The following is a 21,399-nucleotide window of genomic DNA, read 5'->3' on the forward strand; positions in this document are numbered from 1 at the left end:
CCTTCCGGCATTCTGTTAGCAGTCACACAGACGTCATGATCTGTAACGGGAGGCTCTAATCCATGGCACGCTGGTTCATCGTCGCCGGAGTGGTTCTGGTGGTGATCGGATTGATACTGCATTTTGCGCCGGGACTGGTGCAATGGTTCGGCAAACTGCCGGGGGACCTGAACTGGCGTTCGGACCGTACCCAGGTGTTTGTGCCCATCACCTCCATGATCGTGATCAGTGTGGTGCTGACGATCCTTATCAACCTGTTCAACCGGTGAATGCTGCCCACGACCACAGACCGGATGATCGGCGTCGATCGATCAGTTTGCCCGGGTGTTGCCCGCCCTTGAGCCGGCACGTCAGATGGTGCCGGTGCCTTTCAGAACGAAGACCCCGAAGGTCACCGTGATACTGGCCAGCAGCGTGGTCATCGCCACGATATTGGCGGCCATGCGGGCGTTACCGCCCAGGGCTTTCACCATGACAAAGCTGGCGGCGGCTGTCGGGCTGGCCCAGTACAGGAACATCAGCCCCAGTTCCTGGCCCTCGAAACCGGCCAGCCAGGCGGCCAGCGTACACAGGGCGGGCAGGGTAACCATCTTGAACGCGGTGGCGCCCATGGCGGGGCCACTGTCCTGACGGATAGCGTTCAGAGAGACCGTGGCGCCAATGCACAGCAGGGCCAGCGGCAGGGTCAGCGAGGCGAAATAGTCGCCGCTGGTCATCACCCATTCCGGCAGTGACAGGTCCCACCAGGCAAAAGGCACGGACACAATGACCGCCAGAATCAGGGGGTTACGAGCGATGTCCGCGAGGATGTGGCCCCAGTGAAGCTTCTGTTCCGATTGATAGGTAAGCAGTACCACCACCGACAGGATGTTGTAACAGATAATCACCAGCCCCAGCAGGATGCCGCCGGCAGACAGGCCGTAATCCCCGTACATACTGGCCGCCAGGGCCAGGCCCACAATGCCGCAATTACCCCGGAAGGAACCCTGCACATAGACGCCCCGATCCATCCTTGGAACACGCCACAGCGACCATAGCCAGACCAGCGCAAAACTGCCGAGGGTGGCCAGTGCAAAGAACCCGAGCAGCCCGGGGTTAAGCGCGGTATCCAGGTCTGCCCGAAGGATACTCAGAAAGATCAGCGTGGGCAGCGTTGCCTTGAACACCAGCGCCGAGGCAGTGTTCACAAAGGCTGCGTCAATCCAGCCGAGCTTGCGCAGGCCCAGGCCAATAAACACCATGGTGAATACCGGCAGCGTGGTGGCCAGAGTCTGAAGGAAAATGTCAGTGAGCGTCATGGTGTTACTTGGGTTCAAAAAAGGATGCTAACGTTAGGCTTGGCATTTGTGGCTGTCAATTGACGGAAGCCGGGTCACGGACTGTCGGCTTGATACCCGTTAGGGGAACGCCAGGCGGCTGTGTTAAAAATAGCATGATAACGGGTCTGCGGGGGCTTCGTCGGCAAGAAGCTGACTGTGAATCCGGTCAAATCACCGCCCGAAAGTCGGCGGCAGCCGCCCGAAGTTCTGATGGAGTTCCCGGTAGGTGAATGCCATTACGCATTATAATCAGGGTATTGCCCAGGCTGTATCGGGATGATTCGGGGATTGCTCCGGCAGTCGTCATGCCATTGCCGGCTCGCCCGGTGGTGTTAACGTGGACGTTATTGGCTTCAGGGGTCGCACCATGCATACGAAAAAGAACGAAACCGGTTTCGCGGATGCCCTGTTGCGGGAAGCGGAAGGACTGGAGTTGCTCGGGGATGCCATCACCGAAGCAGGTATCAGCGGCCTGCGGGTTCCCGAGATTTACTCCGTCAGCGAGGAACGCCTGGAAATGACGGCCATAACGCCCATGCGCCGATCTGACGATCTGCTTCAGCAGTTCGGTTATGGGCTGGCCGGGATCCATGGACTAACGCAGGCCGGCTATGGTTTTCATCACGATAACTACATCGGCCTGAATCCCCAGAAGAACCGGAAAAGCGATAACTGGGGTGATTTCTTTGTGGAGTACCGGCTGGGGTACCAGGTAAGCCTGATAACCGATCCGTCGCTTCGCGACCGGTTCCGCGAGATTCTTGATTCCAGACGCGAGGTGCTGGCGGAGTGGCTTGATGAGCAGGTGGACGGGCCGAGCCTGCTTCACGGAGACCTGTGGTCCGGGAACGTGCTGTTCGACGATACTACGGTCTGGCTGATTGACCCGGCGGTCTACTATGGCGATCCGGAAGCGGATATCGCCATGACCGAGATGTTCGGCGGTTTTGGGCCGGCATTCTATCAGGCTTACAGCACCGTAAGGCCGTTAAGCGAGGATTACGCAATGAAGCGCGAGATCTATAACCTCTATCACTTCCTGAACCACTACAACCTGTTCGGCGGCTTCTATCTCGGGCCCTGCGAGAAGGGATTCGCACTGATCAGCAAGTTGTAACGGCTCAGGTCAGGGAGCTGGTACCTGCCAGGTCTGCCAGTAACGCTTCCAGCGCTTCTTCAGGGCCCCTGGTTTTTCCGCGTAAAGGCGTTGACCGGTCTCCCACGCCTGCCAGCGCAGGCGCTGCTGTTCCCTGTGAATGGCCTTTTGCAGGCGTTGCCGGGTCCGGGGCTTCGCCAGTTCCTCGCCCTCCGACTCGAGCAGGGCATCCAGCAATGACAGGTCGTGATCGTTCCCCAGGATGTCCGCAAGGTCCTTGCTTTCACTCCGCCAGGCCTTGTTCACCCGTGGCCAGAGAGGGCGCAGCAGCTGCAAGTGGTGAGTGTGATATTTGACCCGCTTGCGCCATTGGTGAAAGTCGCTGGCGGCTCCGGTCTCGAATGCGCGCCTGGCTGCCTTGCGGCCACGTTGGTAGGTCTTGCCGAAACCCTGCACGGCCTGGAATCCATCGGCATCCAGGCGCCAACCGTCAACGGCCCGGCGGGCAACGCCCAGAGAGCGCCGGGCCTCAGCCAGTAGCGCTTCGGGAGACTGGGTGGAGGAAGCCGCCGCCGCGTCGCGCTTTTTCCGGAGCTTGCCCAGTACCGGATCAAACCTGGCGCGCTCCCTGTCCCCGAGTCTTGCCTGCAGCCGCTTGAGCGCCTCCACCATTGACTGTTCGTCCCTTATGCCAGACAGACTCCGGGCAATATCGCGAAAGCGGGCATTCTCACGCTGGTAGGTTTTTCCAAGGGCCGGCCGCACCAGCCGAACCAACGCTCGGAGCTTCTTGCAGCGCTTGCGGACCTGGTGGATTGCCTCGTGACGATCAAGACTGGCGTCGTCGATGTCGGCGATAGCCTTGTCGATCTGGTCGCGACCGATACGCCGGATATTCTGCTGTATCGTCTTGCTACGTTTCAGTTTATAGCTCATGGCGTATGGCCTCCTCACCATTCCTGCCCGCGTAGGGAGCAGTGAAATCCCATGGATCTATCTCTGAATACTACCTGTAAGCAGACGTTAACTGAGCGAGCGGCCAATAAAAAAGCCCGGCATTTCTGCCGGGCTTTATTATTGGCGGAGAGGGAGGGATTCGAACCCTCGATACGCTATTAACGTATACACACTTTCCAGGCGTGCGCCTTCAGCCACTCGGCCACCTCTCCAATAACTTTTTAATTCTGCCTGATTTTTCGCGCGGCGCTTGCTTTGCAAGCGAACTTTCCAGGCGTGCGCGTTATTTTCTGTTCCAAATCAGCGATCTTGTCGCTCATTTGAGGGCGCAAACTTTAATGGTTTTTTCGGGGTTTGGCAACCGTTGGCCGGAAAAAATCCTGACGGGCTACAGTGTGGTCAAGCCGCTCTGCTGGATAGCCATGTAAACGGCGGTGCCCGTGACGATCGACAGCAGGGCGTTGCGGTGCCAGAGGTGTAGCAGGATGACCACGGCGCAAGGGAGCAGGGCGTCTGCGCCAAAAGCGGGGGCGCTCCAGCTGGCCGATTTTATCAGGAATACCACCACCAGCAGGGCCATGACCGCGGCCGGCAGGTAACGGCCGATGTGCAGCAGCAGCGGATGTTCATGGTGCCGGGACAGGAACAGGAAGGGGATGACCCGTGTGGCGAAGGTGGCAACGGTGGCCACGGCAATGAAGGACAGAATGTAGAGAGTGCTATCCATGGACTCTCTCCACATTGTCTCTGTTGCGGCGGTACTGGATCAGCAGCGCTGCAGTGGCCAGGATGACAGCGCCGATCAGTTGTTGAGCGGCGGGCAGAAGGGCCACGGCCAGGGCTGCGGAAAGGGCACCGGCCCAGAGCGGGAAGGTTTCTCCCAGGGCCTTGTACTGTTCAATGGTCAGGACAATGAACAGGGCAACCAGCGCGAACTCGATGCCGGTACTGTCGAAAGCGACATTGTCGCCAAGCAGCGCCCCCAGGGCGCAGCCGGCCACCCAGTAAGCCTGGTTCAGCAGGGTGATCCTGAAGTCATTGCGCTGTTCATCTTCCCGGGGCCCGGGCCTTGGCCGGCTGGTGAGCAGGGAGTAGGTTTCGTCGGTCAGCCCGAAGATCAGATAGATCTTGCGCCAGCCGGCACCGCGGAACTGGCCCAGCAGCGACAAGCCATAGAACAGGTGACGGGCATTGAGCACGAACATGGCGACGAATACCTCCAGCAGGCCCGCCCTGGCGGCAATCAGACTGACCGCAAGAATCTGACCGGCGCCGGCAAAGATGGTGACGCCCATCAGTGGCGCATACCACCAGGCGTAATCCAGCTGAGTGCTGAACAACACCCCGAACGCCATGCCCAGGGGCAGGTAGCCGAAAAGTATCGGTAACGTCTGTCGAAACAGCGCTGCGTTCATGGTCCGGTATCCGTGGTCAGGGGGTAGAAGCCGGCAATCATAGCCCAGCCAGCCCAACTCTTGCCAATCTGATTCGCCTCCTATCCTTTCAGGTTCCCGCCGCCTTTTGTCGGACTACGCGGGCGTGGAAACCACTCTGCCCGGTTCCTGGTTCGTGGGGGGCTGGGTCCATTCTCTTTGCCGTAATGGCTGCTATGATGGCGCTTCATTTCCGGAACGAGATGCCAGCCATGGATCAGAACGGGAAAGTCCCCGACTCCGACCCCCGCGAGGCCCCCTTTATGGTGGATGCCGACCTGTTGTCCGAGGACCAGCTGGAAGGGCTGGTGCAGGAATACTGTACTCGCTACCACGGCCTCAATGATCAGGAAAGTCCGTTGGGCGAGCGTGACCGGGTCATGAATGCTGTCCGCCGGGGTGACCTGGTGGTCTGGTTCGACCCGGTGGAGAATACGGCCGGACTGGGAAGACCTTCTGGCCCATAAGCCTGATGCATGACAGGGTATAATCCATACCCGGTTCTGTTGATAGGCTTTCCGCTTTATCATGATGCTCCCATACCTGAAGTCGGCACCTGCCCGGGAAGCCGGGCGCTGATCAATAACAACGGAACGACATTCATGGCCAGTTTTCGCAGTGTCCTGATCGCCAACCGTGGCGAAATCGCCATTCGCATTGCCCGCACCCTGTCCGAGGCCGGTATACGGTCCGTGGGTGTTTATGCGCCGGATGATACCGGCTCGCTCCATGTTCGCCGGGTCGACCATGCCATCGCACTCAGCGGGCAGGGCGTTGAGGCCTATCTGGACGGCGAGCAGCTGATCCGCCTCGCCCTGGCCGAGGGCTGCGACGCCATCCACCCGGGTTATGGTTTCCTCAGCGAGAATGCCGAATTCGCCCGCCGTTGCGCGGACTCCGATATCACCTTTGTCGGGCCTTCCGCGCAATGCCTGGCGTTACTGGGAGACAAGGCCCGGGCCCGGGAGCTGGCGAAAGAATGCGGTGTGCCGCTGGCCACAGGCACCGGCAGCGCCATCACACTGACCGATGCCGGCGAGTTCCTGCAGCAGCTTAAAGCCTCCCATGGCGAACAGGCGGGCATGATGCTGAAGGCCGTCGCCGGGGGCGGAGGCCGGGGCATGCGCCCGGTCTTTCATCCCGACGAGCTGGAGAACGCCTGGAATGCCTGTCAGCGGGAAGCCGGGCGGGCTTTCGGAAACGATGCCCTTTACGCTGAACGACTGCTGGCCAACGCCCGGCATATCGAAGTCCAGGTCCTGGGTGATGAAGGCGGAAACGTCAGCCATCTGTGGGACCGGGACTGCAGCCTGCAGCGCCGCCGCCAGAAACTGGTGGAACTGGCGCCGGCCCCCCACCTGAGTGAGGCGCAGCGCCGGGGAATGATTGATGCCGCCCTCACCATGTCCCGTGCCGCAGGCCTGTGCGGTTTGGCCACGATCGAGTTTCTGCTGGACAATGATAGCGGTGACTTTGTATTCATGGAGGCTAACCCCCGCCTTCAGGTGGAGCACACGGTGACCGAGGTCATCAGTGGCCGCGACCTGGTGGATATTCAGTTTGGCCTCGCCGGCGGCCGCTCACTCCAGCAGCTGGACCTCTCCGACACGCCCCTGATGCCGGGGCCGACCAGTGCCGTGCAGGTGCGCATCAACCTTGAAACCCTGACTCCCGAAGGCGAAGCCATGCCCGCCGCCGGCACCCTGTCCGTGTATGAGCCCCCCGGCGGGCCGGGCATCCGGGTGGATGGCGCCGGTTACGCCGGCTACACAAACACCGCCCACTTCGATTCCCTGCTGGCCAAACTGGTGGTGTCCGGCCAGGGTTCATTGAAGGAGCTGATACGCAAGACCTACCGGGCGCTCTGTGAATTCCGTGTCGAGGGCGTGGCAACCAACCTGGAGTTTCTGCGCAACCTGGCCCGCCTGTCGAACCTGGCGGAATGGCGGGTAAGCACCGCGCTGGTCGAACAGCAAATGCTGACCCTGACCGATGCCAGAGATGGTGCCCATCCGCGTTATTTCTTCGAACAGAATGCCGGCACCCCGGTAGCGACGACCAGCCCGGATCCCGACCCGGCCAGCGACGCGCCGGAAGGCCAGCTGGCGGTGACAACTCCGGTCCAGGGCACGGTTGTGCGCCTGGCGGCCGCCCAGGGTGATGCCGTGGAAGCGGGGCAGGTTCTTGCCATCGTCGAATCCATGAAGATGGAGTTCGAGGTCAGGGCGCCAGCGGCGGCACGCGTGGAGTCGGCTCTGGTGGAGGAAGGCCAGACCCTGAAGGAAGGGCAACCGGTGTTCCATGTTTCCGGCGCCGGCAACCGGGACGACGGCCCGCTGACGGAGGAAAGCTGGGATCTGGAGCATATCCGCGACGATCTGGCAGGGGTGCTGGATCGGCACGACCGGTTACAGGACCATCGCCGCCCCCGGGCGGTGGAAAAGCGCCGTAAAACGGGCCAGCGCACCGCCCGGGAGAACATCCTCGACCTGATGGACGAAGACAGCTTTACCGAATACGGCGCCCTGGCCCTGGCCGCCCGCCGGCGCCGTGTGCCCATGGACGAGCTGATGGAGGCCAGCCCGGCCGATGGCCTGATTGCCGGCCTCGGCACCATTAACCGGGATCAGGTGGGTGCCGAACAGGCCCGTTGCATGGTGATGTCCTATGACTATACGGTGTTTGCCGGCACCCAGGGCATGATGAACCACAAGAAAACCGACCGTATGCTGCAGCTGGCGGATCGCTGGCAGTTGCCGCTGGTGCTGTTTGCCGAGGGCGGTGGTGGCCGCCCCGGGGATACTGACCATGTGGGCGTGGCTGGCCTGGATTGCCATACCTTTACCGCGATGGCGGCATTGTCGGGCAGGGTGCCCCTGATCGGCATCGTGTCAGGGCGCTGTTTCGCGGGCAATGCGGCCCTGCTGGGATGCTGTGACGTGATCATCGCCACACGGGATGCCACCGTGGGCATGGCCGGCCCGGCAATGATTGAAGGTGGCGGGCTGGGCCGCTTTACCCCGGAACAGGTGGGGCCGGTCTCTGTGCAGTCGCCGAACGGGGTGATTGATGTGGTGGTTGAGGACGAGGCGGAAGCGGTCTCTGTCGCCCGGAAATACCTGTCCTGTATGCAGGGTGATCTGTCACAATGGCAGGCTTCCGATCAGCGCCTGCTTCGGCACCTTGTTCCTGAAAACCGGGTCAGGGTTTACGATATTCAACGGGTGATCGACACGGTTGCCGATGAAGACTCCGTTATCGAATTGCGCCGTGAATTCGCGCCGGGACTGGTAACAGCCCTGGTGCGCATCGAAGGTCGTCCGTTCGGGCTGATGGCCAATAACCCGGCGGTACTCGGCGGTGCGATAGACGCGGACGGTGGCGACAAGGCGGCCAGGTTCATGCAGTTGTGTGATACTGCCGGTTTGCCGATACTGTCGTTGTGTGACACGCCCGGGTTCATGGTAGGGCCGGATGCAGAACGCGAGGCCACGGTTCGGCACGTTTCCAGGATGTTCGTAACCGCCGCCAAATTGCGGGTGCCATTTTTCACCGTGGTTCTGCGCAAGGGGTACGGCCTGGGCGCCCAGGCCATGGCAGCGGGCAGCTTCCATTCGCCGATGTTTACCATCGGCTGGCCCAGCAGCGAGTTTGGCGCCATGGGCCTGGAAGGTTCGGTCAGGCTCGGTTTCCGCAAGGAACTGGAGGCCATTGACGACCCGAAGGAGCGTCAGGAAGCATTCGACAGGATGGTGGCCAGGGCCTATGAACACGGCAAGGGCATGAATATGGCCAGCTTCCTGGAGATCGATGCGGTTATCGATCCGGCGGAAACCCGGCGCTGGGTCATCCGGGGCCTCGAGTCGTCGCCGGCGGCCAGTCGCGAAGGTTTCAACCGGGCGGACGGTTTTATTGATACCTGGTAGTACGCGGACAGTGCCCCGTGAGCCGGAATGACCCCTGCCTGCCATCAGGCGTGAACAGGGGCGACAGGTTTATATTAAAGGTGTTAATTTGTAGGCTATTCGTGCATTTCGACTGGCGGTACAATCGGGACTTCCCCCATGGGGCGGTTACATCGATCATCGCAGCATTGATCCAGGCAAGAGGTGAACATTGATCAGCGTACTGGTTGTAGACGACCACGAACTGGTTCGTTCCGGGATAACCCGGATGCTGGCCGACAATCCGGATATTGAAGTGCTTGGTGAAGCGTCATCCGGTGAAGAAGCGATCGAATCCGTGCGCAACAGACGGCCGGATATTGTCCTGATGGACATCCGTATGCCGGGTATCGGTGGCCTGGAGGCCACCCGCAAGATTCTCCGGCTGGATGATTCCATCCGGGTCATCGTGGTAACGGCCTGCGCGGACGATCCCTATCCCACCCGGGTCATGCAGGCGGGAGCCACCGCCTACATCACCAAGGGCGCGGATATTGACGAGATGGTTCGCGCCATTCGCAAGGCTCATTCGGGGCAGCGTTATATCAGCCCGGAAATCGCCCAGAAGATGGCGCTCAAGCAACTGGGGGGCGATGCTGACGATCAGGATGAGTCGCTGTTCGATCGCCTGTCGGAACGGGAACTGCAGATTGCCATGATGGTGGTGGACTGCCAGAAAGTGCAGGACATTTCCGACAAGCTGTGCCTGAGTCCGAAAACCGTCAACAGCTACCGTTACCGGATTTTCGAAAAGCTGGAGATTTCCAGCGATGTGGAACTGGCTCTGATGGCCGTAAGATTCGGGTTGCTGGATGCCGACAGAGTCTGAAACGACGGCAGAGCCACAGAATCAGGGATTTGACAGCAAGGCATTCCTGAAGCAGCTGACGGAGCGGCCCGGCGTCTATCGGATGTACGATGGCGCGGGCAACCTGCTGTATGTGGGCAAGGCCCGGAATCTCAAAAAGCGGGTGGGCAGTTATTTCCGCAAGACCGGGCTGGCGCCCAAGACGGCCGCCCTGGTGGCCCGCATCCAGCACATCGAAGTCACTGTGACCGGCAGCGAGACCGAAGCCCTGCTGCTGGAACAGAACCTGATCAAGTCCGAACGCCCCCCGTACAATATCCTGTTACGGGACGACAAATCCTACCCCTATATCTATCTGTCCCCTCATTCGGACTATCCGTCGCTGACCTTCCGGCGGGGCCGTACCCGCAAGGGGCAGGGTACCTGGTTCGGGCCTTATCCGAGCTCCGGGGCGGTCAAGGAAAGTCTTAATATTCTGCAGAAGATATTCCGTATAAGGGATTGTTCTGAAAGCTATTTCCGTAACCGGACAAGGCCGTGCCTGCAGTACCAAATCAACCGTTGCACCGCACCCTGTGTCGGCTATGTGACCCCCGAGGAGTACCAGGACGATGTGCGACACGCGACCATGTTCCTGGAGGGCAAGAACCCGGTCATTATCCGTGACCTGATGGACACCATGGAAAAGGCCTCCGCCAATCTGGAGTTCGAGAAGGCAGCCGCCTGTCGTGACCAGATCAACCACCTGCGTCATGTCCAGGAGCAGCAGTCCATGGAAGGTGAGGGCGGCGATGCGGACGTTATCGCCATGGCTCAGGATGCCGGGGTGGTCTGTGTGGTGGTGATTATCGTGCGGGGCGGTCGGGTGTTGGGCACCAAGGATTATTTTCCCCGCTTTTCCCTGGAGCAGACGGACGAGGAGCTGCTTGGGTCGTTTCTGGGTCAGTTCTACTTCGGCAGTGCGGCCCGGCGGGAGATTCCCAAAGACGTGCTGGTAACCACCTTGCCGGAAGAGCATGAACTACTGGCCCGGGCTCTGTCTGAGCAGGCCGGCCGCGAAACCCGCATCCGCGGCAACGTTCGTGGTGAGCGGCGCAAATGGCTGGAGCTGGCCGAAACCAATGCCCGCCAGACGCTGCTGACGCACCTGGCGAGCAAGGAAACCGTCTATCGCCGGTTGCTGGCGTTGCGGGACCTGCTGGATCTGCCCGAAACCCCGTCACGGATGGAATGTTTTGACATCAGCCATAGCCATGGCGAACACACGGTCGCATCCTGTGTGGTTTTCGACGAGAATGGGCCCCTCAAAAGCGACTATCGGCTCTATAATATTGAGGGTATTACCGGTGGTGACGACTATGCGGCCATGCGCCAGGTACTCTCACGCCGCTACCGGCGGATGGTGAACGGTGAGGGCAAACGCCCGGACCTGGTGCTGATTGACGGTGGCAAGGGGCAGTTGCGCATGGCGCGGGAGGTCTTCGAGGAGCTGGAGATCCGTGATATTCCTCTGATCGGTGTCGCCAAGGGGGTTACCCGCAAGGCCGGCATGGAGCAGCTGATTGATGCCCTGACGGGCCGGGTCTTCCGGGTGCCGCCGGACTCGCCGGCTCTGCACCTGATCCAGCATATCCGGGACGAGAGCCACCGCTTTGCCATTTCCGGGCATCGGGCCGGTCGTGACAAGAAACGCCGCCAGTCCACGCTTGAGGGTATTGAAGGGGTGGGCCCCAAGAAGCGCCGGGACCTGATTCGCTATTTCGGCAGTGTGCGAGCCTTGCGCGACGCCGGAGTCGATGAAATCACCAAGGTGCAGGGCATCAGCAAGGCCCTCGCCGAGACCATCTACGCTGCATTACACGACGAGTAAGGAATCCATGAACCTGCCCAACGTACTCACCCTGTCCCGCATCGTGATGATCCCGGTCTTTGTGGCGGTGTTCTACCTGCCTGTGGATTGGCGATATGTTGTCAGTGCGGCGATATTCGGCGTTGCCGCAGGCACAGACTGGCTTGATGGCTATCTTGCCCGCAAGCTCGACCAGTCCACCCCCTTTGGTGCCTTCCTGGATCCGGTGGCAGACAAACTGATGGTGGCGGTGGCGCTGACGGTGTTGATCGGGGAACACGCCAGTTTTATTCTCACCCTTCCCGCCATGGTTATCATCGGCCGGGAGATTGTCATCTCGGCCCTGCGGGAGTGGATGGCGGAAGTCGGCAGTCGTGCCAGTGTGGCCGTGTCCTACATTGGCAAGATCAAGACCACGGCCCAGATGGTTGCCATTATCATGCTGCTGGCGGCGCCCCCCGGCGAGTTGGTGGCCCATGCGGGAACCGCTTTGCTGTACGTGGCTGCCGTACTGACCCTGTGGTCCATGTTGCTTTATCTGAAAGCCGCCTGGCCGGATCTTTTCCCGGAAGACAACACTGGTCAGTAGTCGGCGAGTTCGGATCTTGTCCAGTCAGCCAGTTCGGTAGCTAGCTGGTCGGACACTTTTCCCAGTGCAGCGACCACCGCCCGGATCTGCTCGCCATCAACCGGTAGCCGGATGTCGAAATCCCGGGTTGCCAGTGTCCTGCGACTGCCATTTTCCACCAATTGTGCCTGCAGGTAGATCCGCACCCCGGAAGTCTCCTGTGTACGCACTTCCTGGAAGGCCAGCAGGTTCGATGTCAGGGTAACGTCGCTACCGGAGCCACTGGCGTCTGTCACCACGCTGGACATACCTGGTGACTCCCTCAGTGCCCGTACCAGATGGTCCCGCAACAGCACTGGCGCGTCGGCGATCCAGCGCACGGTGCTGTAGGCGGACAGCTCATTGGGCCGGGATTCAATGAGCATTCGCCTGCCGGCGAGAACGCCGCTGGCCTGAGGCCTTACCACTTTCAGCGCCGGAAGTGTGTCTGTACGCTGACCGGCGGTTTTCGCCGGCTCATAGCCGTAGGGCAGTGTAAAGATGCGCAGGGCCTGTTTGTCCGGGAACAGCGCAATACTGCAACCCGCTACTGTCATTGCCAGCACCGCGAACGTGACGATCCGCAGTCCCCGGCTCGCGCTGCGGGGGATCATGGCGATACCTCCTGAATGGCGTCCCGGCCGAGCAGTGCCCGGGCGGGATCCTCTTCCAGTCGCCTGGTCAGCAGGCTCAGATTACGCAGGGTAGCCTGGAGCTCCTGCATGATGGGCGTCAGTTCGCCCAGGCTGTCGAGGCCCTGACTGACCGAGCCCTCGTTATCGGCCACCAGCGCGTCGATCCGGGTCGAGGCGCGGTTAAGGGCTTCCGCGGCTTCGCGGGTCTGGGCCAGGGTTGGTTGGCCATGATCTTCCAGCAGCATGCCCAGGTAGTCCCCCAGTTCGTGGTAACGATCGAAGGTGTTCCTGGCTCTCTCCGCTGCGTCATAAACGCCGACCAGGGCGCGATTGATGTTGTCCCTCTCGGCCACCAGCGCCTCGGTGGTCAACCTGAAGTTCTCGAGGGTGACAGTGAGGTTGTCGGCATTTTCCTCGGAAAGAAAGCGGTTGGCATTGGTGAGGAACTGGTCGGCCTTGGTCATCAGGTTCTCGCTGCTGCTGAGCAGGTTAGTGAACTGGGACGGCTCCGCCTGAATGTATGGGGGGTTGTTGCGGTCACCTTCAAGGATCGCACTGTCCGGCGTGCCACCGTATAGCTGGATAGTCATGGCACCAGTGATGTTCGCCAGGTTCAGCGTTGCCTCGGTGTCCTCGCGCAGCGGCACATCGCTGTATACCCTGACCAGGGCCCTGACATGGCGGGGGTCCTGCGGGTCCAGGCTCAGGGTGACCACGTTGCCCACCTCGATACCGCTGTACTGAACCGGACTGCCCTCGGACAGGCCACTGACACCATTGCGGAAACCTATTTCGTAATACTCATAATCCCGATTGTTTTCCGCATCGCCGAGCCAGAGCGCAAACAGCAGGATGGCGGCGATGGTAATTACGGTGAAAATGCCGATCATCACATGGTGGGCTCTGGGTTCCACGTCAGTGGTCCTCCTCTGTATGCTGACTGTGTGCTGCGGCCACGGCCCGACCGCGGGGGCCATGAAAATAGTCCTGAATCCATGGATCGGGATTCTGTTCTACCACATCGAGCGAATCCGCAACCAGAACCTGGCCACGAGACAGAACGGCGACCCGGTCGCATGTGGCGTAAAGAGTATCCAGGTCGTGTGTGACCATGAATACACTGAATCCCAGGGCGTCGCGAAGCGTCTTCAGCAGTGCATCAAAGGCCGCAGCGCCAATGGGGTCCAGGCCAGCCGTGGGTTCGTCCAGGAACAGTACCTCCGGGTCCAGGGCAAGAGCCCGGGCCAGGGCTGCCCGCTTGACCATGCCACCTGATAACTCTGACGGATAGTTCAGGGCCGCTTCCGGCGGCAACCCTGCCAGAGCCAGTTTCATTCGCGCCAGGTGCTCCGCATCCTTCCGGCTGAGACGTGCGTGTTCGATCAATGTCAGCGCAATGTTCTCTTGCAGGGTAAGCGAAGTGTACAGGGCGCCACCCTGAAACAGCACGCCCAACCGACGTTCAGTCCGGGACCGCTCCCCGGATGACATGGTCATCAGATCGCCCCCGAATACACTGATGGTACCGCTATTGGGCTGGTGAAGTCCGACAATACTTCGTAACAGGACCGACTTGCCGGTACCTGAGCCGCCGACGACCCCGAGTATTTCACCCGGGTACAGATCCAGGTCGAGATCCTCGTGAACCCGGTGGTCGCCGAACCGGTTCTCCAGCCCGCGAACCTGTATCAGTGGTTCCGTCACCATCCCATCTCCATGAAGAACAGGGCGGCAATGGCATCCAGCAGTATCACCATGAAGATCGACTGGACCACACTGGAGGTGGTGTGCTGGCCAACGGATTCCGCACTGCCACTGACCTTCAGGCCCTCCAGGCAGCCGATCACCGCAATCACAAAGGCAAACACGGGCGCCTTGCCCAGGCCCACCAGGAAGTGGTTGAGGGGAATGTCCTGTTCAATAATCGACACGAACTGGGTCGCCGAGATATCCAGACTGTACAGGCACACCAGAGCACCGCCCAGGATGCCGCTGACCATGCCCACGAAGGTCAGGAACGGCAGGCTGATCACCATTGCCAGAACCCGCGGAATCACCAGCATCTCCATGGGGTCCAGCCCGGAGGCCCGCAGGGCGTCGATCTCCTGGTTGGCTTTCATGGAACCGAGTTGTGCGGTATAGGCACTGGCCGTGCGGCCGGCGAGCAGAATAGCTGCAAGCACCACGCCGAATTCCCGCAGAAAAGCGAAGGTCACCAGGTGCACGGTGTAAATGGTGGCCCCGAAATTTTCCAGTACGGTCGCGCCAAGGAAGGCCACCACCGCCCCCACGAGAAAGGTCAGCAAGGCAACAATGGGCAGCGCATTCAGCCCGGTACGCTGGACGTGGGCTACCAGGGCGGTGACCCGCCAGCGCCGTGGCACCAGAACAATAGCCGCCAAGGTGGTCAGCGTCAGGCCAATAAAACCCGCCAGCAGCTTCTGGTCTTTGGCAAACCCGGTAATAGTTCGGCCCACTGCCGCAAGGGACTGCCGGATCCCCCGTGTCCGGGTGGGAGGTGTCGCATCCAGCCCGGACATGGCCCTTGCCACGGTCAGCAGCAGGCCTTTTCGCTCAGGCGCCAGGGTAGTATCGGCCTCCGCCAATCGTGTCAGGCGTTCACTGCCCAGCAGTTCGGCAATCAGCGTGGCACCGGCGCTGTCGAGATGCTTCAGAGCTGACCAGTCAACATCGTCCGCGGGCAGTTCGGCACCGGGGCGTGCAGCATGGACCTGCTTCCTGAGGTCATTGAAACAGGACAACACCCAGTCATCCTGTAACACGACGGTCCTGCCTTCAATTTTGAGGCTGCCGGCTGTCGGCATTCACCACTCCCGTACCAATAGCTTACTGATCACTGCATGATAGCGGATTGAATCCGATAGGGAATGATCCCGGCGTTGTGCGGACGCAATAAATGCCCGATATTACTGAAACCTGAGAAAAAGTATTGACGCCCCGGGCGTAATCCGTAGAATACCCAGCCGTTGACGAGGCAATGCCTCCGATTCATGCGGGAATAGCTCAGTTGGTAGAGCACAACCTTGCCAAGGTTGGGGTCGCGAGTTCGAGTCTCGTTTCCCGCTCCAATTTCTTGCCCTCATTACCGGCTGGAAATCACAATTCAAGTCTCTCAATGCCCACCTGAGAGCAAGAGCCAGTTCAAACGGCTTTCCCGGCGCGGTGGCAGAGTGGTTATGCAGCGGACTGCAACTCCGTGTACGCCGGTTCGATTCCGACCCGCGCCTCCATTATTTCCTTTTATAATCGACAACCTGACTCATCCGTTTTGGCTTGGTTGCTCAGCCCGAAAAAACCCGATTCCGACCCTCGCCCGGCCATTGTTCTAGCCAATTCCTGATTTGGTCGCCCTGTGTTGTACTCTACAACCGGAAACAGCTGGCCTGGGAGCTGAGCCCTTCTGCCGGTTTGCCAGTTCCTCGCTTGAGGCGGAGACCTGCTCGGTGGAAGCGGCGGACTGCTCCCCGATGTCCCGGATGCGGGTAACGTTCTGGTTGATATCCTCCGCCGTTGAGGACTGCTCCTCCGCAGCGGTGGCAATCTGACTGTTGTGCTGACGGATTTCCTCGACCACGGCGGCCATCTCGCGAATGGTCTTACCGGGTATTGTTCAGATTCAGGTTTCTCTTCCTGAAATGGTGCCTCTCGGCGTTTCAGACTGATGCAGCTTCGGGGCATCACGACAGGGCCATATTCATCGCCCGGGCTTTCTCTAATGTGACGAATCTGTAATCATGGCTATCGGCCATGTTGTCAGAAACTTGCGTTGCATCAAGAAAAACGATGTAAATTTATGGTTGATAGCTTCCGGGACACGTAGACATAACGACGAAATTGGCCCTGAATACGGAGTAGCGGCAATAAAATTTTGTTGCAGTGTGCATTGAATTTCTGGCAATTCAGACTTCAATGAGTACTGATTTTCGGTGCAAACCGGTAGGCGCGGTGTGCTCAATCCTGATGCGGTTACAAGGATTTCTCCATTGAATAATGCGCTGTCACTACTCGAGGGCCAACAAGCCATTCATGAACTCATCGCCCGGCAGCGACCATTGCCGGAAACCCTGAATTCGATCACTGGCTGGATGAGTCAGATGATGCCGGGTGCGCTGGTTTCCATCATGCGCTACCAGCCGGATCGTCACACCTTGAGCCTGGTTCCCAACGACCAGTTCTCCGAACAATACACCTCGTTGATGCAGGAGCAGCCGGTGGGACCGGACGTGGGCACCTGTGGTCCCGCCGCCCATGACAAGAAAACGGTCATTACCGAAGACATTCATCGCGATGCCCGATGGGATGCGTTCCGTGAAGCCGCTGACCGGGAGCAGCTCAGGGCCTGCTGGTCAGTACCCATAGTGACCGGAGAGGGCGAGCTTCTGGGTACCTTTGCCACCTACTACAGGACACCCACCTATCCATCGTTGAACGCTATCCGTAGCCTTGAGCGCGCCGCTGGCCTGACGGCTCTGGCATTGCTTCGCCACCGGGATGTAAACCAGCACACGGCCCTGTCCGAATGGCACCGCACGCTTTTCGAGAACCACCCCGATGGTGTTTATACCTTCGACCTGGAAGGGCGGTTCCGAAGTTGTAACCCGGCGTTCAGGCGAATTACCGGTTATCGGGAAGAGCAGCTATTAGGGTTTCACTTTAACCCGTCAGTGGTGCCTGCCTATAGACAGCAGACTCAGGCCTGGTTTGATCGAGCCTGCGCGGGGGAGTCCGTAACCTATGAAACCATGGGTATTCACGCCGACGGCCACGCTTACCATCTTGAGATTACCAACTTCCCGGTTGTCCTCGAGGGTCAGATTGTCGGGGTGTACGGAGTTTGCCGGGAAATTACCGCACGCAAGCAGCAGGACGCCGAGCTGAGGCTACTCAAACGCGGTATTGAATCCAGCCCCAATGGCATCCTGATGGCCGATGCGCTGGCGCCGGATTATCCGGTGGTATACGCCAATGTGGCGTTTAGCGAGATCACCGGTTACGAGCTGGATGAAATCCTCGGTCGAAACTGTCACTTCCTGCAGGGGCCGGACACGGATCCGGCCAGTATCGAGCAGATCCGGGCAGGCATCAGGGACCAGACCGACGTGGATGTGGTCCTGAGAAATTACCGCAAGGATGGCATACCCTTCTGGAACCAGCTGCGTATCAGCCCGGTGTTCGATGAGGCAGGTATCTGCACTCACTTCATCGGCATCCAGCAGGATATCACCCGCCAGAAAGAGCAGGAGGCCCGTATTGCCCATCAGGCAACCCATGACCTGCTGACGGACCTCCCGAACCAGGCACTTTTTGCAGAGCGGCTGCGGGAAGCCATGGAACAGGGGGCGGGTCGGCGGCTCGTGGCGGTACTCTTCATGGACCTGGATGGCTTCAAACCGATCAATGAAGGCCTCGGCCACGAGGTCGGCAACCTGGTACTGAAAACCGTGGCACAACGTTTGAAATCGGTGACGCCTCCCCGGGCTGTACTCGCCCGAATGGTAGGGGATGAGTTTGCGGTCCTGTGGAGTGGTTGTGAGAGTGATCAGCAGGTGACGGTCCTGGCTGACCGGATTCTTGAGACTCTGTCAGAGCCCATTGACGTGCAAGGGTACAAGGTTCACCTGAGTACAAGCATCGGCATCGCCACCAACCAGCTTGCGCTCAACATGCCCTATGAACTCATGCAGTATGCCGATGTGGCGCTGGAGCAGGCCAAACGCCAGGGCCGGAATACCTGGCAGTGGTGCAGGGGCACGCAGGCAGGGGATACCCGGCACAGTGTCACTTTGCGACACGACCTTCACAATGCTCTGGCGGAAGATCAGTTCGAGCTTTACTACCAACCGGTGGTGGACGCTGTCAGTGGGCGTATTCGCAGTACCGAAGCGCTCGTCCGTTGGCACCACCCCTCGAGAGGGATGGTGTCGCCGGGGGAATTTATTCCCCTGGCTGAGCAGACCGGACAGATCGTGCCTCTGGGGCGGTGGATTCTCAGGCGGGCCTGTCAGGACATGGTCAGGTTCAATGCGGACCGGGAACGTGAGCTACCGGTGGCGGTGAATATCTCGTCACTGCAGTTTCATCGGGATGGCTTCCTGGCAGATGTCCGGCAGATTCTGGCCGAGACCGGTATGCCCGCCCGGTTACTGGAGTTTGAGGTGACAGAGAGCGTCCTGCTCGACGGGACCGGCCCGGTCATCGAATTGATGGAAACCCTCAAGGATATGGGGATCCGGGTGGCTCTGGATGATTTCGGTACCGGGTTCTCCAGCCTGAGCTACCTGAGGGACCTGCCCACCCACAAGGTCAAGCTCGACCGCAGCTTTATCAAGGATATTCAAACTGACCGGCGCATTGCCGCCATTGTGCAGGGGGTCATCACCATGGCTCATCACATGGATATGTGTGTGGTGGCCGAGGGGATTGAAACTCCGGAACATCAGGACGATCTTGCCCGGCGGCTTTGCGACCTGCTTCAGGGTTACTATTTTGCCCGCCCCATGCCCCTGAACGCGCTTCAGGCCCTGTCGGACCGGCTTCCCCACCACCAGAAGACACAAGATCATTCATGATACCGGTTCGTGATATCGAGGGAGCCTGAACCATTTTCTGGCCATGGTGATGTTCCCTTCGTATCACTCTCTGGCAGTCCGATGGCCTGACAGGCTCAGTGACCTGACTCGATACCCGCCAGAAATGCCGGCATCTGCTCGGCAGGCATCGGCCTTGCATACAGGTACCCCTGTGCCAGGTCAAAGCCTGCTTCTCTGACCAGATTATCCTGCTCACTGGTTTCCACGCCTTCCACGACCACGCCCAGGCCAAGACGGTGCCCTACAGAAATCATCGCCTGCATGATTGCCATGTCGCTTTCATTCTCCATTGCGTGATGCAGAAAGCTTCTGTCTATCTTGAGGCTGCACACGGGCAATTTTCGCAAATAAACCAGAGAAGAATAACCGGTTCCGAAGTCGTCAATGGAAATATGCACACCGGCGTTTTTCAATCGCTCCAGTTGTCCTATCTGGCCCTCGTAATCCCCGAACACGACGTTTTCCGTCAGTTCCAGGCCCAACTGGTCGGGCGTCAGTTCATAAAGCTCGAGCGTTTGCAGAATATGCTCCGCCAGGTGCTGATTGGTTAGCTGCCTGCCGGACAGGTTGATATCAATTCTTGTGTTTTTAAGGGCTGTACCCTGCCAGGCCTTCAGCTGCTTGCAGGCCGCTTCGATGACCCAGTCTCCCAGGCGATTGATCAGCCCAGACTTTTCCGCCACCGGAATAATCGTAGCAGGGAAAATCATCCGGGAACTTTCATCGAAGCAACGCAATAGTGCTTCGCAGGAACCGATGCCACCGTTTTTCAGATCGATTTGTGGCTGAAAATACAGCTGCAGTCTGTCGGTTTCGATGGCGCGTCGCAGCAGGGTAGTGACTTCCTGATAGTGAACCAGTCGGTCGTTGATATCCGGCGTGTAAAAGCAGATGCCGTTCTTGCCATTTTCCTTGGCCTGATACATGGCGGCGTCGGCATTTCCCATCAGCTCGGCAACGGTCTCGCCATCCCCCGGAAACAGGCTGACCCCGAAACTGGCCGTGACCTGATAGGAGTCTCCATCCAGCATAAAACCCTGATCAAGCTTACCGATCAGGCGTTTGAGGAGTTCATGGACGTGTTCGGGGCCATCAAAATCAAACAACAACAAGACAAACTCATCACCGCCAAACCGACTCAGCAGGTCGTAACGGCGAGTTTCTGTTTTCAGGGCTTCAGCAACCGCCAGTAGCAGTTTGTCGCCATAATGGTGACCAAGGGTGTCATTAATCAGCTTGAAATTGTCGAGATCAATAAACACCACGGCCATTGCTCGACTGGTGCGTTCTGCCTCAGCCAGGCGAGCCAATAATTCAACCTCCATCAACCTTCGGTTGGGTAATCGGGTCAAATCATCAAAACTCGCCATTCTGTACAGTTCTTGCCTGGCTTTTTTCTGTTCCTCCAGGCTGATGTCGATGCAGAACATTTCACAATCGCCAGTATCCTGTTTGATCATTACGTGACTGGAATAAACAGGCACCGGATAACCATCTTTATGTTTCAGTTCAATTTCTTCCGAGGGAATACTGATATTATTATCTAACCACTCCTGGTGGGCATGTATGACTTCTTCACGCATGTGATCAGGAATAATCAGGTCTTCCAGTAGCTGTCCGTGAGCCTCTTCACGGGTATAGCCATAGAGACGCCGGCTTGCATCGTTCCAATAGATAACCCGGCGGTTTATATCATAGCCCTGCACGGCGACCATAGGCAGGCTTTCGATCAACTCATAGAACCGCTGTTCACTGTGTTGGACAGCAGAAAGCGAGGTTTCGTTGCCAGTAGCGGGCGTAAGGGGCATTACAGGGGCCTGTTTATCCGGCATTGACTGAACTCATGAATACCACCTCATAACCGGACCGGAAAACAGTTATCCCTTTTATTTGGTTATAAGGATTTAAAAAGCCCTTTCGGCTCTGCATAATGCTTACTCAATGTCGTGGGCGCCTATAGACCTTCTGACTAAGAAAATAGTCGCTAAAATGTGAAGCATATCACTAAATTTTAGAGCAATATGTGTCGATTTTCCAGAGACGCTCGCACGCCAGACTATGCAATAACACCAACGTCTGGAACGATATACGATACGCGTTCAAAAAAGATTGGTTAACGGGGACAGGGCTCTGACTCTGG

The 21,399-nt window shown here is 59.0% G+C and carries 18 protein-coding genes and 3 tRNA genes; 10 read left to right on the forward strand and 11 right to left on the reverse strand.

Annotated features, from left to right (window positions below; translation table 11 throughout):
- Positions 1–62: 62 nt before the first annotated feature.
- Positions 63–269 carry a DUF2905 domain-containing protein gene (locus IE079_RS06065; RefSeq protein WP_189574313.1) on the forward strand — a complete coding sequence of 69 codons (207 nt, stop codon included), beginning with the start codon at positions 63–65 and terminating at the stop codon, positions 267–269.
- A gap of 81 nt (positions 270–350) precedes the next feature.
- Here IE079_RS06065 and IE079_RS06070 read toward each other — a convergent pair whose 3' ends face one another.
- Entirely contained in the window at positions 351–1,298 is a 948-nt protein-coding gene (locus IE079_RS06070) for an AEC family transporter (protein WP_189574315.1), read from the reverse strand.
- 388 nt (positions 1,299–1,686) lie between these two features.
- On the opposite strand from IE079_RS06070, the gene IE079_RS06075 reads away from it, so the two are divergent.
- Complete coding sequence (locus IE079_RS06075; protein WP_189574317.1) at positions 1,687–2,436, forward strand: fructosamine kinase family protein; 750 nt, start codon at positions 1,687–1,689, stop codon at positions 2,434–2,436.
- Between the two features lie 9 nt (positions 2,437–2,445).
- On the opposite strand, the gene IE079_RS06080 is transcribed toward IE079_RS06075, so the two are convergent.
- The 4 genes from IE079_RS06080 to IE079_RS06095 form a co-directional block, all read right to left on the reverse strand.
- Positions 2,446–3,351 (reverse strand): CHAD domain-containing protein, encoded by a 906-nt coding sequence (locus tag IE079_RS06080; RefSeq protein WP_189574319.1) that lies wholly within the window; start codon positions 3,349–3,351, stop codon positions 2,446–2,448.
- A gap of 142 nt (positions 3,352–3,493) precedes the next feature.
- Positions 3,494–3,584 (reverse strand) — tRNA-Ser (locus tag IE079_RS06085).
- Between the two features lie 176 nt (positions 3,585–3,760).
- Entirely contained in the window at positions 3,761–4,099 is a 339-nt protein-coding gene (locus IE079_RS06090) for a branched-chain amino acid transporter permease (protein WP_189574321.1), read from the reverse strand.
- Complete coding sequence (locus IE079_RS06095; protein ID WP_189574324.1) at positions 4,092–4,787, reverse strand: AzlC family ABC transporter permease; 696 nt, start codon at positions 4,785–4,787, stop codon at positions 4,092–4,094. Before IE079_RS06095 ends, IE079_RS06090 begins: the two co-directional genes overlap by 8 nt.
- A gap of 230 nt (positions 4,788–5,017) precedes the next feature.
- Here IE079_RS06095 and IE079_RS06100 point away from each other — a divergent pair, with 230 nt between their 5' ends.
- From IE079_RS06100 to pgsA, 5 genes are all read left to right on the forward strand, one after another.
- Positions 5,018–5,272, forward strand: coding sequence for a hypothetical protein (locus tag IE079_RS06100; RefSeq protein WP_189574327.1), 255 nt, complete (start codon positions 5,018–5,020; stop codon positions 5,270–5,272).
- A 135-nt stretch (positions 5,273–5,407) separates the two neighbouring features.
- Positions 5,408–8,731, forward strand: a complete 3,324-nt coding sequence (locus IE079_RS06105) for an acetyl-CoA carboxylase family protein (RefSeq protein WP_189574330.1) — start codon at positions 5,408–5,410, stop codon at positions 8,729–8,731.
- A gap of 190 nt (positions 8,732–8,921) precedes the next feature.
- The gene (uvrY, locus tag IE079_RS06110; RefSeq protein ID WP_189574333.1) at positions 8,922–9,578 is read left to right on the forward strand and encodes a UvrY/SirA/GacA family response regulator transcription factor; all 657 of its coding nucleotides are present in this window, start codon (positions 8,922–8,924) and stop codon (positions 9,576–9,578) included.
- Positions 9,562–11,427: an excinuclease ABC subunit UvrC gene (gene uvrC, locus IE079_RS06115; protein WP_189574336.1), complete on the forward strand. Its 1,866-nt coding sequence runs from the start codon at positions 9,562–9,564 to the stop codon at positions 11,425–11,427. The genes uvrY and uvrC overlap by 17 nt, the downstream gene beginning before the upstream one ends.
- Before the next feature lie 7 nt (positions 11,428–11,434).
- Positions 11,435–11,995: a CDP-diacylglycerol--glycerol-3-phosphate 3-phosphatidyltransferase gene (gene pgsA / locus IE079_RS06120; protein ID WP_189574338.1), complete on the forward strand. Its 561-nt coding sequence runs from the start codon at positions 11,435–11,437 to the stop codon at positions 11,993–11,995.
- Here the strand turns inward: pgsA and IE079_RS06125 are convergent.
- The 4 genes from IE079_RS06125 to IE079_RS06140 are packed head-to-tail and all read right to left on the reverse strand — an operon-like array spanning position 11,989 to position 15,473.
- On the reverse strand, positions 11,989–12,627 hold the full coding sequence (locus IE079_RS06125) for an ABC-type transport auxiliary lipoprotein family protein (RefSeq protein ID WP_189574340.1): 639 nt from the start codon (positions 12,625–12,627) through the stop codon (positions 11,989–11,991). The genes pgsA and IE079_RS06125 overlap by 7 nt on opposite strands.
- Positions 12,624–13,562: an MlaD family protein gene (locus IE079_RS06130; RefSeq protein WP_189574343.1), complete on the reverse strand. Its 939-nt coding sequence runs from the start codon at positions 13,560–13,562 to the stop codon at positions 12,624–12,626. The genes IE079_RS06125 and IE079_RS06130 overlap by 4 nt, the downstream gene beginning before the upstream one ends.
- Before the next feature lies 1 nt (position 13,563).
- A complete protein-coding gene (locus IE079_RS06135; protein ID WP_189574346.1) occupies positions 13,564–14,355 on the reverse strand; it encodes an ABC transporter ATP-binding protein in 792 nt (263 codons plus the stop codon).
- Complete coding sequence (locus IE079_RS06140; RefSeq protein ID WP_189574349.1) at positions 14,349–15,473, reverse strand: MlaE family ABC transporter permease; 1,125 nt, start codon at positions 15,471–15,473, stop codon at positions 14,349–14,351. The genes IE079_RS06135 and IE079_RS06140 overlap by 7 nt, the downstream gene beginning before the upstream one ends.
- 188 nt (positions 15,474–15,661) lie before the next feature.
- On the opposite strand from IE079_RS06140, the gene IE079_RS06145 reads away from it, so the two are divergent.
- Positions 15,662–15,737 (forward strand) — tRNA-Gly (locus tag IE079_RS06145).
- A gap of 88 nt (positions 15,738–15,825) precedes the next feature.
- Positions 15,826–15,899 (forward strand) — tRNA-Cys (locus IE079_RS06150).
- A gap of 95 nt (positions 15,900–15,994) precedes the next feature.
- On the opposite strand, the gene IE079_RS06155 is transcribed toward IE079_RS06150, so the two are convergent.
- Complete coding sequence (locus IE079_RS06155; RefSeq protein ID WP_189574718.1) at positions 15,995–16,252, reverse strand: hypothetical protein; 258 nt, start codon at positions 16,250–16,252, stop codon at positions 15,995–15,997.
- Between the two features lie 400 nt (positions 16,253–16,652).
- Between IE079_RS06155 and IE079_RS06160 the strand changes: the two genes are divergently transcribed.
- On the forward strand, positions 16,653–19,238 hold the full coding sequence (locus IE079_RS06160; RefSeq protein WP_227712341.1) for a bifunctional diguanylate cyclase/phosphodiesterase: 2,586 nt from the start codon (positions 16,653–16,655) through the stop codon (positions 19,236–19,238).
- Positions 19,239–19,333: 95 nt separating this feature from the next.
- Here IE079_RS06160 and IE079_RS06165 read toward each other — a convergent pair whose 3' ends face one another.
- The gene (locus IE079_RS06165; protein ID WP_227712342.1) at positions 19,334–21,091 is read right to left on the reverse strand and encodes a putative bifunctional diguanylate cyclase/phosphodiesterase; all 1,758 of its coding nucleotides are present in this window, start codon (positions 21,089–21,091) and stop codon (positions 19,334–19,336) included.
- Positions 21,092–21,399 lie beyond the last annotated feature (308 nt).

The sequence above is a fragment of the Marinobacter zhanjiangensis genome, from assembly GCF_014651935.1.
Taxonomy (GTDB): domain Bacteria; phylum Pseudomonadota; class Gammaproteobacteria; order Pseudomonadales; family Oleiphilaceae; genus Marinobacter; species Marinobacter zhanjiangensis.

What these genes read in the sequence shown, in the direction of transcription:
- uvrC (WP_189574336.1), top strand. Translation starts at nt 9,562, where the DNA reads ATGCCGACAGAGTCTGAAACGACGGCAGAGCCACAGAATCAGGGATTT.
- IE079_RS06105 (WP_189574330.1), top strand. Translation starts at nt 5,408, where the DNA reads ATGGCCAGTTTTCGCAGTGTCCTGATCGCCAACCGTGGCGAAATCGCC.
- IE079_RS06070 (WP_189574315.1), bottom strand. Translation starts at nt 1,298, where the DNA reads ATGACGCTCACTGACATTTTCCTTCAGACTCTGGCCACCACGCTGCCG.
- IE079_RS06090 (WP_189574321.1), bottom strand. Translation starts at nt 4,099, where the DNA reads ATGGATAGCACTCTCTACATTCTGTCCTTCATTGCCGTGGCCACCGTT.
- pgsA (WP_189574338.1), top strand. Translation starts at nt 11,435, where the DNA reads ATGAACCTGCCCAACGTACTCACCCTGTCCCGCATCGTGATGATCCCG.
- IE079_RS06135 (WP_189574346.1), bottom strand. Translation starts at nt 14,355, where the DNA reads ATGGTGACGGAACCACTGATACAGGTTCGCGGGCTGGAGAACCGGTTC.
- IE079_RS06075 (WP_189574317.1), top strand. Translation starts at nt 1,687, where the DNA reads ATGCATACGAAAAAGAACGAAACCGGTTTCGCGGATGCCCTGTTGCGG.
- IE079_RS06155 (WP_189574718.1), bottom strand. Translation starts at nt 16,252, where the DNA reads ATGGCCGCCGTGGTCGAGGAAATCCGTCAGCACAACAGTCAGATTGCC.
- IE079_RS06095 (WP_189574324.1), bottom strand. Translation starts at nt 4,787, where the DNA reads ATGAACGCAGCGCTGTTTCGACAGACGTTACCGATACTTTTCGGCTAC.
- IE079_RS06065 (WP_189574313.1), top strand. Translation starts at nt 63, where the DNA reads ATGGCACGCTGGTTCATCGTCGCCGGAGTGGTTCTGGTGGTGATCGGA.
- IE079_RS06100 (WP_189574327.1), top strand. Translation starts at nt 5,018, where the DNA reads ATGGATCAGAACGGGAAAGTCCCCGACTCCGACCCCCGCGAGGCCCCC.
- IE079_RS06165 (WP_227712342.1), bottom strand. Translation starts at nt 21,091, where the DNA reads ATGCCGGATAAACAGGCCCCTGTAATGCCCCTTACGCCCGCTACTGGC.
- IE079_RS06080 (WP_189574319.1), bottom strand. Translation starts at nt 3,351, where the DNA reads ATGAGCTATAAACTGAAACGTAGCAAGACGATACAGCAGAATATCCGG.
- IE079_RS06125 (WP_189574340.1), bottom strand. Translation starts at nt 12,627, where the DNA reads ATGATCCCCCGCAGCGCGAGCCGGGGACTGCGGATCGTCACGTTCGCG.
- IE079_RS06140 (WP_189574349.1), bottom strand. Translation starts at nt 15,473, where the DNA reads ATGCCGACAGCCGGCAGCCTCAAAATTGAAGGCAGGACCGTCGTGTTA.